Below are 10763 nucleotides of genomic sequence, written 5' to 3'. Positions count from 1 at the left end.
ATTAAATATATAAAAAAATTCTGCTCGGTTTTAACCCAAGCAGAATTTTATACTTACACAGTTTTTGGTACAGTGTCCAAATGTGTAAACAATTCTTTTTGTTTGTTCAAATGTTGATAGCTTATTTTTTTAGTTTTCATTTTTTGTTCTACATTATCTAAATCAGAACTGTATCTTAATTCTAAGCCAACAACAGCTGGACCTTCTTCACGGTTGTTCTTTTTAGTAAATTGGAAATAAGTAATGTCATCATTTTCTCCTAAGACATCATTTACAAATTCTTTTAATGCTCCTGGTCTTTGTGGAAAGTTAATGATAAAATAATGCTTCAATCCTTCAAACATCAAGGATCGCTCTTTAATTTCTTCCATTCTTGTAATATCATTATTGCTTCCACTAACAATGCACACCACATTTTTACCCTTGATTTGATCTTTATAGGAATCTAAAGCTGCAATACTTAATGCACCAGCTGGTTCTACAACAATGGCCTCTTCGTTGTATAATTGTAAAATTGTTGTACAAACCTTTCCCTCAGGCACTAAAACAATGTTGTCTAATGTATGTTGGCAGATCTCAAATGTTTTGTCGCCCACTCGCTTAACGGCAGCTCCATCTACAAATTTATTAATGTTCATTAATGCAGTATTTTTACCGATTTCCAGCGATGTTTTCATAGAGGCGGCTCCTTGTGGTTCTACACCAATAAGTTTAGTTTCGGGACTTAATTGTTTAAAAACCGAGACGACCCCTGCTGCTAAACCACCACCTCCAATTGGAAAGAATAAAAAATCAATCTTAGATTTGGTATCTTCCACAATTTCCAATCCCACAGTTCCTTGTCCGGAAATAACTAATTCATCATCAAACGGATGAACAAAAACGGCCTTATTTTTCTGACTGAAATAAAGAGCTTCGTTATAGGCATCGTCAAAAGTATCACCTTTCAAAACCACTTCTACGTTTTCTTTTCCAAAGAGTTTTACCTGCTTTATTTTTTGTGCGGGTGTAGTAATAGGCATATAAACCACAGCTTTTATATTTAGTTTCTTACACGCAAAAGCTACTCCTTGAGCGTGATTACCTGCACTTGCACATACAACACCTAGTTTTATTTCATTCTTAGAAAGTGAACTAATTTTATGATATGCACCACGTAATTTATAGGATCGTACAGGTTGCAAATCTTCCCGTTTTAAATAAATCTGAGCGGCAAATCGCTCGCTCAGGTTTTCGTTTTTTATAAGGGGAGTATGCACTGCCACACCTTTCAGGTTTTTGGCTGCCTTTTTTATATTTGTTAAATGTATCATTTGGTTTAAGGTCTTAACTTTCGAACTTGCATTCCAGTTTGCCATAATTCACTACGTTGTATTTCTTTAAGTTCTGCATTGAGTTTTTCTCTATAATCTAGTTTGCTGTTGGCTTCGATAACGACGGCTGCTTCTTTACCAGAAAGTACGTCATCATATAGTTCATTAAAAATAGGTGTAGTAGCATCTCTAAATTTACCTTTCCAATCCAATGCTCCACGTTGTGCAGTGGTACTACAATTGGCGAACATCCAATCCATTCCGTTTTTGGCTACCAAAGGCATTAAACTTTGGGTGAGTTCTTCTACAGTTTCATTGAAGGCTTCACTAGGTGAATGTCCCCGTTGACGGAGAACATGATATTGGGCTTCAAAAATTCCAGCAATAGCCCCCATCAGAACACCTCGTTCACCTGTTAAATCGCTATATACTTCTTTTTGAAAAGTGGTTTCAAAAAGGTAACCAGAACCAATAGCAATCCCCAATGCTAATGCTTTTTCTTCAGCTCTTCCAGTTGCATTTTGAAAAACTGCATAGCTAGAGTTCAATCCTTGTCCTTTTAAAAATAATGTTCTTAAAGAAGTTCCAGAACCTTTAGGAGCTACCAAAAATACATCTACATCTTTGGGCGGTATGATACCCGTTTTATCATAAAAAGTAACACCAAAACCATGTGAAAAGTATAGAGATTTGCCTTTCGTTAAATGTTTCTTCATCATTTCCCACGCCTGTATTTGTCCTGCATCAGATAATAAATTCATAAGTAGAGTACCTTTAACACAAGCAGTTTCTAAATCAAAAAGAGTTTCGTTTTCTACCCAACCATCAGCAAGTGCTTTTGCCCAACTTTTAGTTCCTTTGCGTTGTCCTACAATTACTTTTACACCATTGTCTTTTAAATTTAATGCTTGTCCAGGGCCTTGGACGCCATATCCAATGACCGCAACAGTTTCATTCTTTAATACTTCTCTTGCCTTTTCCAAAGAAAACTCTTCTCGTGTTACGACATTTTCCATTACGCCGCCAAAATTTAATTGTGCCATTTTATATTGTATTATTTGTTTTTAAATTACATTCTAAATCTTTTAAATAAGTGCTTAGTTCTTTCATCGGTTTAGTAACAGCTACTCGTCCTGAGCAGGCAAACTCTAAAACTCCAAAAGGTTTCAGTTTTTCAAATAAAATTTGAGTTTCTATCTTGTGTCCCGTTTTTTCAATGACTATATAATCAGAGTCTACAGTGAGAACTTTTGCATTATTTTCTCTCACTACTTGCTCTATATTGTTCGATTTAAGTTCTGTTGTTTTGATTTTGTATAACGCCATTTCCTGATGTATAACTTCATTATCTTCATGCACAAAGACTCTTAGTACATCAATTAATTTGTCGATTTGCCCAATGACTTTATCTATTTTCGATTCGCTTGTTTTCAAAACGATAGTGTAACGATGAACATTCTTAACCTCTGTCTCAGAAGCTGTGATACTGTCAATATTCAGGTGGCGTCTTGTAAAAATTATAGTGATGCGGTTGAGCATTCCTATTGTGTTTTCCGTAAATATGGATACGGTAAATGTTTTGTTCTTTGTTTCCATTTTATTTGTTTTATAATCAATGTAACCGTATGTCACTAACTGAAGCACCTGTTGGGATCATTGGAAAAACATTATCTTCTCTAGCGACCTTTACTTCAAGTAGATACGCATTATTGGAGCTTAAAAGGTTATCTAGTGCTTTGTTCAATTCCTCCTGTGTTTCTACTTTTTCACCATTGATGTTGTAGGAAGATGCCAAAGCCACAAAATCAGGACTTTGAATATCAGTAAACGAATATCTATTTTCGAAGAACATTTGTTGCCATTGGCGTACCATGCCTAAATAACCATTGTTTAAGATGATTATTTTTACGTTAATATTGTTTTGCATCATGGTCCCTAATTCTTGTAAGGTCATTTGAAACCCTCCATCTCCGATGATAGCTACGACTTGTTTTTCTGGATTTGCTACTTTTGCTCCAATAGCAGCTGGAAGTGCATACCCCATTGTTCCTAATCCACCAGATGTAACATTACTCCTAGTTTGATTATATTGATAGAATTGCGCCACCATCATTTGGTGCTGACCCACATCAGTTACAATAATTGCATTTCCCTTGGTTTTTTGAGAAAGTAAATCAATCACTAAATCCATTCTTAGTTCATCTAAAAATATCTTTTCTCTATTTTCGGAAAGTATTCGTAATTCATTGTACTTAGCTTGATGAAATTCATCCAACCAATTTTGATAATTTTGTTTTTCGACTAAATCAGCTAAAATTATTAATGCATCTTTGGCATCAGCAACAATAGGAGCATCAGCTTTTATGATTTTATTGATTTCGGCAATGTCAATATCGATATGAATCACTTTTGCTTGTGTCGCATATCTGGAAACATCCCCTGTAACACGGTCGTCAAAACGCATTCCTACAGCAAGTAGTACATCACACTCATTAGTTTTTACATTGGGAGCATAATTGCCATGCATACCTACCATTCCAACATATAAAGGGTGATGACTGGGAAAAGCTCCTAATCCCAAAAGTGTTGAAGCAACGGGAATACCCATTTTTTCGGCAAACGCTAGTAATTCTTCTTCTGCATTGGAAAGCATAATTCCTTGTCCAACAATCATTAACGGTTTTTTTGCTTGATTCAAAAACTTGATTGCTGCTTGCACTTGATCTATATTTAATTTCGGCTTAGGTTGATAGCTTCTTACTGATGTACACTTCTCGTGATTGAAATCCAGTTTTTCAAATTGAGCATCTTTAGTAATATCTACTAAAACTGGTCCTGGACGACCAGATGAGGCAATGTAAAATGCTTTAGCTAAAGTCGGTGCTATATCTGTTGCTTTGGTTATTTGACAATTCCATTTGGTTACAGGCATAGAAATTCCCATGACATCAGTTTCTTGAAAAGCGTCAGTTCCCAAGAGATGAGATGCGACTTGTCCAGTGATGCAAACCAAAGGTGTAGAATCAACTAGGGCATCAGCTAACCCTGTAATAAGATTGGTGGCTCCTGGACCCGAAGTAGCAAATACAACCCCTGTTTTTCCAGAAGATCTCGCATAGCCTTGAGCTGCATGTATAGCACCTTGTTCGTGTCTTGTCAAGATATGATTTACTTTATCTAGATGATGAAATAAGGCATCATAAATTGGCATAATAGCACCACCAGGATAACCAAATATCGTTTTTACTCTTTCAGCTGTTAAACTTTGTATTACTGCTTCTGCACCTGTTGTCTTTAATTGTGTTGTTTTCATTTTAAATATTTATCGGTTATACAGCCCAACGAAGCATTTGAAACACATTGTGTATATTTGTATAAGATTCCTTTTTTTACTTTCAATGCAGGTTGTTTCCATACTGATTTTCGCTTTTCTAATTCCTGTTCAGATACTTTTAAATTGATTGTATTATTTTTCGTGTCAATTACAATCACATCTCCATCATTTACCAAGGCAATTGTTCCACCTACAAAAGCTTCGGGGGTAATATGTCCTACTACAAAGCCATGTGTTCCACCCGAAAACCTGCCGTCGGTAATCAAAGCCACTGAGTTTCCTAATCCTGCGCCCATTATCGCTGAAGTTGGTTTGAGCATTTCGGGCATTCCTGGTCCACCTTTTGGTCCACAGTAGCGGATGACTACTACATGACCCGGTTTTACCTCTCCTGTACGCACTCCTTCAATTACAGCATATTCATCATCAAACACTTTAGCCGTTCCTTCGAAATAATCACCCTCCTTACCACTTATTTTAGCTACACTTCCTTTGGTAGCTAAATTTCCATAGAGTATCTGTAAATGTCCTTTTGCTTTCACTGGATTCTCGATAGGGAGTAATACTCTCTGACCTTTTGTTAGATCTTCCACAGTTTCCAAGTTTTCAGTAATTGTTTTTCCTGTAACAGTTAGACAATCACCATGTAATAAATTGTGTTTTAATAAGTATTTCATCACTGCAGGAACACCACCTACATGATGTAAATCTTCCATGAGGTATTTTCCACTTGGTTTTAAATTAGCTAGTACAGGAACACGATCACTTATCTTTTGAAAATCATCTAAAGTCAACTCCAAATCCACTGAGTGTGCCATTGCTATCAGATGCATTACCGCATTGGTAGAACCTCCCAAAACCGTTACCATGGTCATAGCATTTTCAAAAGCTTTTCGAGTCATGATGTCTTTTGGTTTAATATTTTTCTTCAACAACTCTTTAATGGCTTTTCCTGTATCAGAACACTCTCTCTTTTTTTGGTTACTCAGTGCAGGATTGGACGAACTGTAAGGCAGGCTCATTCCCAATGCTTCAATAGCTGAAGCCATTGTATTTGCCGTGTACATTCCACCACAAGCTCCTGCGCCTGGACAAGCATTTTTGATAATACCTTTGTAATTTTCAACGGAAATACTATTATTGAATTTTTTACCCAAAGCTTCAAAAGCAGAAACTATATTAAGTGATTCTCCTTTCCACTCTCCAGCATGAATCGTTCCACCATAAACCATGATTGCTGGGCGATTTAATCTTCCCATAGCAATGATAGAACCTGGCATGTTTTTATCGCAACCTACTACAGCTAATACTGCATCGTACCATTGAGCACTTACCACTGTTTCTATGGAATCGGCAATTACATCTCTAGAAATTAGAGAAAAACGCATACCATCAGTCCCATTTGATATACCGTCACTCACACCAATAGTATTAAATATTAATCCTACTAAGTCTTCTTGTTGTACACCAATTTTTACTTCTTTAGCTAAGTCATTGAGGTGCATATTACAAGGATTTCCTTCGTACCCCATACTCACAATTCCTACTTGTGCCTTTTGTAAATCTTCTTCGGTTAAACCTATTCCATAAAGCATAGCTTGTGCTGCGGGTTGCGTTGCATCTTGTGTGATGGTCTTGCTGTATTTGTTTAATGTTTTCATTCGTTTAAATTGAATTATTTTAAAGGTTCTCGTACTAAAAGTGAATAAGTATCTTGGATTTTTTTGCCTAAGGAGTTAGTCCAGTTTTTTGGAAACTGATAATTGTCCACCGAGAATATACCTACTATTTCGGCAGCTGTTCCGCAATAAAAGGCACTATCTGCTTGAAAAAGATCTTCTTTAGTAAATTTTCCCTGATGTACTTCCATGCCCAATTTTTTAGCTATCTCTAAAACAGTAGTTCTAGTGATACCTGGAAGAATGTTTCCTAATTGAGGGGTGAATAATTTTCCATTTTTTTCAAAGAACAAGTTTGCTCCTGGTCCTTCGGCTAAAAAACCATCACTATCCAAAAGTAAGGCCTCGTCAAATCCATCATCTTTTGCTTGATTAGTTGCTAGGATAGAATTGACATAATGTCCACAGACTTTTGCTTCGATATGGATAGATCTTGGGTGGGGACGACAATAGGAGGATATGGTTAATCTCAATAATTTATCACCCAAATATGCTCCCCAGTCCCAAGCCGCAATCATTACTGAAACACTGGTAGGCTTTGACAAGCTCATGTTTGGTCCGCAGTATACTAAGGGTCGGATGTAAGCATTTTTTAGATTGTTTTTATCTAGTAATAAATAGGTGGCTTCCACAAGCTCTTGTATGTTATAATCGAAAGGTATTTTTACCAATTCGCAAGATTTTTTCAAGCGCTCATAATGTTCTTTAGCCTTAAAAATCTTAGTTCCTGTTTTGGTTTCATAAGAACGGATACCTTCAAATGCACCATAACCATAGTGAAGCGTTTGACTATACAAATCAATGGTAGATTCCTTAGCTTTTACAAATTCTCCGTTTAGAAAAAAGATAGTTTCGTCGTTTAAATACATGTTTATTTTTTTTAGAGTTGTTCGTTTATTTTATGAATAAAAAAAGCCTTTCCCAGAATGAGAAAGGCTTACAATTTGGCATATAGCAGCATCTCTCACAGTGGCGAGTTAATAATAATGCTGATAATAATAGTGTTGTTATATAATTTCATTTTGTCAATTTCTAATTTGTTTCATAAAAAAAGCCTTTCCCAGAATGAGAAAGGCTTACAATTTGGCATATAGCAGCATCTCTCACAGTGGCGAGTTAATAATAATGCTGATAATAATAGTGTTGTTATATAATTTCATTTTGTCAATTTCTAATTTGTTTTTATAAAAAAAGCCACCTAATTTCTCAGGAGGCTCTTCTTTTATATTATTTTGATTGTATCAAAATTATTCCCCCTCAGATTGTGAAACCACACCTGTAAAAATAATAGAAGAAATAATAATTGAATTGTACATTTTTTTTGTTTTTCTGGCGCAAACATAATTTATAATTTCGAAATACACAAATTCTTTAATCTTTTTTAATGAAAAGTATCAATGTGCAGTGTCCTTCAGGAAAAACAACACGCTATAAGTTAATAAGTAATAGATTTTTTTGGGCTATGATAACTGTGTTTTTAATAGTCTTATTGATCAATTATCATTCAAGTTCTAGCAGTAAAAGCCGAAGGGATTGGGTAGCTAAGTTTTGTCTAAATGAGAGTAAACAAGTAGAAGTTTGTTTTATATGGGATGGATCTGAATTAGAACAAGCAGGCATAAAAATAGGAGATCAAGTTACATCGATTAATGATCAAATGATAAATTATCTGACTTATGCTGAATTTTGTGAACTAACGGCTTCTTTAAAGAAACTAAACAAGGCTACTTTTGGTTTTAAAAACACTAAAACAGAAAAGTTTGTTGAACTGAATAAGAATAATTAATTTTTAAATAGAAGATCATATTTTGTTTGCTTGTCCAATCTCCGCCATGGTAGACCACTAAGTACCTATAAAGTAGAAGTATTAGAAGCTAAACTTATCTTGACTCAAATCAAGATAAGACATTATGCAAACTACAAATAAAAACAAAGGAGGAAGAAAACTAAAATCCAATCCTAAAAAATATAGACATGTTTTCAGACTCACTGAATCTGAAAACCAGAGACTGCTTGCTTTGTTTACATCATCAGGAATGACAAACAAAGCAAGCTTTCTTGTTTCTATGCTTTTAGATAGACAAGTTAAAACAGTCAAAGTAGATGTTGCAGCACTGCAATATCATGCTACACTTACCAAACTATTTAATCAATTTCGAGCAGTAGGAGTGAACTACAATCAGATTGTAAAGTTATGCAATCAATACTTCTCTGAAGATAGAGCGAAACGTTCGATCTCAAAACTTGAAGAGTATACCAAGGACTTATCAAAACTTTGCTATTACATTATTAGGCTTACCAAAGAGTTTGAAGACAAGCACTTAAATACTAATCTATAAGTTATGATAGCTAAGATCGGTAAAGGAAGTAATCTTATAGGAGCTTTGTCCTACAATCAATTAAAAGTTGATAAAGGACAAGGTTCTGTTTTGTTTACAAATAATCTACCTGAACCAAATAACACTTCAAACTACATAGCTCAGCTTTATAAACACTTTGAGCCTTATCTACTTTTAAATAATAAGACAGAGAAAGTTGTAAGACATATTTCTTTGAATCCGAATCCCAATAATAAATTAACAGACGAGACCTTAAATGAAATAGCGAAGCAGTATATGAATAGTATGGACTATGAAAATCAACCTTACATTGTCTATAAACACAGTGATATAGAAAGAGAACACATTCATATCGTAACAGTATGTACAGATTTAGAAGGAAAGAAAATTGATGATAAATACGATCATTTAAAATCAATGAAAACTTGCCGTGAAATTGAAAAGAAGTTCAATCTAACCTTTGTTGTAAATCAAACAAATATGGAATCTAAACAGATTCAATTTACACCAGTTGATTATACGAAACATAATCTAAAAACTCAAATAGCCTCAGTAATACGATATCTACCCAAGTATTATAAGTATGATAGTCTAACAAGTTATAATGCTTTATTATCCCTATTTAACATCAGAGCAGAAAAAGTGGAAGCTTCTTACAATGGACAAACCAAACACGGTTTAGTGTACTTTGCCATAAATGAAAAAGGAGAGAAGGTAAGTAATCCTTTTAAGGCTTCCTTATTTGGAAAAAATGCGGGTTATATATCATTAGAAAAACACTTTAAAAAATCAAAAGAGATATTAAAAGGTGCATCTAATAAATCAAGTTTAAATCAAATTATTGAAATAACTCTTAATACAACAAATTCACAGAAAGAATTTAAAGAAGAACTTTTAAATCAGGGAATAAACGTTGTTATCTTCCAGAACAGGGACAATCGTATCTATGGCGTAACTTTTATCGATCACAGCTCAAAAAGTGTCTATAAAGGTTCTGATTTAAGTAAAGAGTTATCAGCTAATATACTGAAACAAAAATGGAGTAGTACAGAAGATTATCCTCGTTCAATTTTAATACCTTCTCAACAGACTAAGACAAATGAAGCTGATGAGTTACATCCAATGTTTGATTACTTATATTCTGAAACTACTGATTTTAATAATAATGAGTTTCTATCTTTGTTTAATCTTTTAAACAATAACCAAGAGATAGATTATGAAGAGTTAAGTTTTGAGAAAAGAATAAAAAGAAGAAGAAAACCTTTGTGAGAAAGTGCACCTAATTAGACATTCATATTTTGAGCACTTTTAAAACAAATAACTATCTAAGTCAAATAGAAAAGCCTGTAAACTCATTAAATTTACAGGCTTTTGTTTCGTTTTGAAACTTTTATAAGGTAATTATTCTAATTATGTTGAGGAGAAAGAGGGTTAGCCTCTTTTATGCTGTATGCTTTATAAATAGGGAGGTTCACTTTTTTTGAATTGTGGTGAGCACCTTATTCGGAAAGTTTTATGCTATGATTGGAAGCGTTTTATCTTTTGCTTAAATTTAAAGGACAAATTTAATATAAGCATTAATATATTTAGATAGTTTACTTTTTTTTAAAATGAAATTGTCATTTATTTTGGGTTAAGGCTTGATTTGTCCACCTAGTATCTACCACCTAGTAGTAGTGACAATGGTTTACTTTACTCATATTAATTCCATAAATTTATTACCTTCGCATTTAAAAACATATGCCATTGTGATAGTAATGGAATTCTGATAAATATCCACTCCCATTACATCTATCACATAATGTCAAATCCATTTTATCAATCATCTTTTCGTTAATATAGACAGGGATTTCTTCAACATCGTGTATCCCCTGATGACAACCATGACATAATGTTGTCAAAGCATCATCCAAATAGTCCCAAGGTAATTTATCTTTTATATAATATTTATGATGTACATGTAAAATTATTGGTTTGTCTGTCACAGTAGAAATAGTAATTGCTACTTTTATATGTCTTCCAAAGACACTGTACCAAAAACTGTGTAAGTATAAAATTCTGCTTGGGTTAAAACCGAGCAGAATTTTTTTATATATTT

The 10763-nt window shown here is 34.1% G+C and carries 10 protein-coding genes; 3 read left to right on the top strand and 7 right to left on the bottom strand.

The annotated features are described in order from the left end of the window. Positions 1 to 53 precede the first annotated feature (53 nt). Genes ilvA through HX062_RS15795 form a run of 6 tightly spaced genes read right to left on the bottom strand, consistent with a single transcriptional unit; the run spans position 54 to position 7195 of the window. Complete coding sequence (gene ilvA / locus HX062_RS15820) at positions 54 to 1313, bottom strand: threonine ammonia-lyase IlvA (RefSeq protein ID WP_286468092.1); 1260 nt, start codon at positions 1311 to 1313, stop codon at positions 54 to 56. Between the two features lie 5 nt (positions 1314 to 1318). Beyond that, positions 1319 to 2356, bottom strand: coding sequence for a ketol-acid reductoisomerase (gene ilvC, locus HX062_RS15815; RefSeq protein WP_286468091.1), 1038 nt, complete (start codon positions 2354 to 2356; stop codon positions 1319 to 1321). 1 nt (position 2357) lies between these two features. Next, positions 2358 to 2909, bottom strand: coding sequence for an acetolactate synthase small subunit (gene ilvN, locus HX062_RS15810; protein ID WP_286468090.1), 552 nt, complete (start codon positions 2907 to 2909; stop codon positions 2358 to 2360). A gap of 16 nt (positions 2910 to 2925) precedes the next feature. Further along, positions 2926 to 4626 carry a biosynthetic-type acetolactate synthase large subunit gene (gene ilvB, locus HX062_RS15805; protein WP_286468089.1) on the bottom strand — a complete coding sequence of 567 codons (1701 nt, stop codon included), beginning with the start codon at positions 4624 to 4626 and terminating at the stop codon, positions 2926 to 2928. Further along, the gene (gene ilvD / locus HX062_RS15800) at positions 4623 to 6308 is read right to left on the bottom strand and encodes a dihydroxy-acid dehydratase (RefSeq protein ID WP_286468088.1); all 1686 of its coding nucleotides are present in this window, start codon (positions 6306 to 6308) and stop codon (positions 4623 to 4625) included. Before ilvD ends, ilvB begins: the two co-directional genes overlap by 4 nt. Positions 6309 to 6322: 14 nt before the next feature. Next, positions 6323 to 7195, bottom strand: a complete 873-nt coding sequence (locus HX062_RS15795; protein ID WP_286468087.1) for a branched-chain amino acid transaminase — start codon at positions 7193 to 7195, stop codon at positions 6323 to 6325. Positions 7196 to 7710: 515 nt separating this feature from the next. On the opposite strand from HX062_RS15795, the gene HX062_RS15790 reads away from it, so the two are divergent. The 3 genes from HX062_RS15790 to mobB all read left to right on the top strand — a co-directional run bounded on the left by HX062_RS15790 (position 7711) and on the right by mobB (position 9934). Beyond that, positions 7711 to 8112 (top strand): PDZ domain-containing protein, encoded by a 402-nt coding sequence (locus HX062_RS15790; RefSeq protein WP_286468085.1) that lies wholly within the window; start codon positions 7711 to 7713, stop codon positions 8110 to 8112. A gap of 124 nt (positions 8113 to 8236) precedes the next feature. Next, positions 8237 to 8665: a plasmid mobilization protein gene (locus tag HX062_RS15785; RefSeq protein ID WP_286468084.1), complete on the top strand. Its 429-nt coding sequence runs from the start codon at positions 8237 to 8239 to the stop codon at positions 8663 to 8665. Between the two features lie 3 nt (positions 8666 to 8668). Then, positions 8669 to 9934 (top strand): conjugal transfer protein MobB, encoded by a 1266-nt coding sequence (mobB, locus tag HX062_RS15780; RefSeq protein ID WP_286468083.1) that lies wholly within the window; start codon positions 8669 to 8671, stop codon positions 9932 to 9934. 461 nt (positions 9935 to 10395) lie between these two features. On the opposite strand, the gene HX062_RS15775 is transcribed toward mobB, so the two are convergent. Beyond that, positions 10396 to 10763, bottom strand: a 368-nt coding sequence (locus HX062_RS15775) for a hypothetical protein (protein WP_286468082.1), incomplete at its 5' end; no start/stop codon positions are given.

It is taken from the genome of Myroides sp. DF42-4-2 (assembly GCF_030326445.1).
Classification (GTDB): Bacteria; Bacteroidota; Bacteroidia; order Flavobacteriales; family Flavobacteriaceae; genus Flavobacterium.
Note: the sequence above shows the minus strand (reverse complement) of the source record. Positions and strands in the feature narration are given on the sequence as shown.

Bases quoted from the DNA above. Each gene is read 5' to 3' on its own strand.
- ilvA (WP_286468092.1), bottom strand. From the start codon at position 1,313: ATGATACATTTAACAAATATAAAAAAGGCAGCCAAAAACCTGAAAGGT.
- ilvC (WP_286468091.1), bottom strand. From the start codon at position 2,356: ATGGCACAATTAAATTTTGGCGGCGTAATGGAAAATGTCGTAACACGA.
- ilvN (WP_286468090.1), bottom strand. From the start codon at position 2,909: ATGGAAACAAAGAACAAAACATTTACCGTATCCATATTTACGGAAAAC.
- ilvB (WP_286468089.1), bottom strand. From the start codon at position 4,626: ATGAAAACAACACAATTAAAGACAACAGGTGCAGAAGCAGTAATACAA.
- ilvD (WP_286468088.1), bottom strand. From the start codon at position 6,308: ATGAAAACATTAAACAAATACAGCAAGACCATCACACAAGATGCAACG.
- HX062_RS15795 (WP_286468087.1), bottom strand. From the start codon at position 7,195: ATGTATTTAAACGACGAAACTATCTTTTTTCTAAACGGAGAATTTGTA.
- HX062_RS15790 (WP_286468085.1), top strand. From the start codon at position 7,711: ATGAAAAGTATCAATGTGCAGTGTCCTTCAGGAAAAACAACACGCTAT.
- HX062_RS15785 (WP_286468084.1), top strand. From the start codon at position 8,237: ATGCAAACTACAAATAAAAACAAAGGAGGAAGAAAACTAAAATCCAAT.
- mobB (WP_286468083.1), top strand. From the start codon at position 8,669: ATGATAGCTAAGATCGGTAAAGGAAGTAATCTTATAGGAGCTTTGTCC.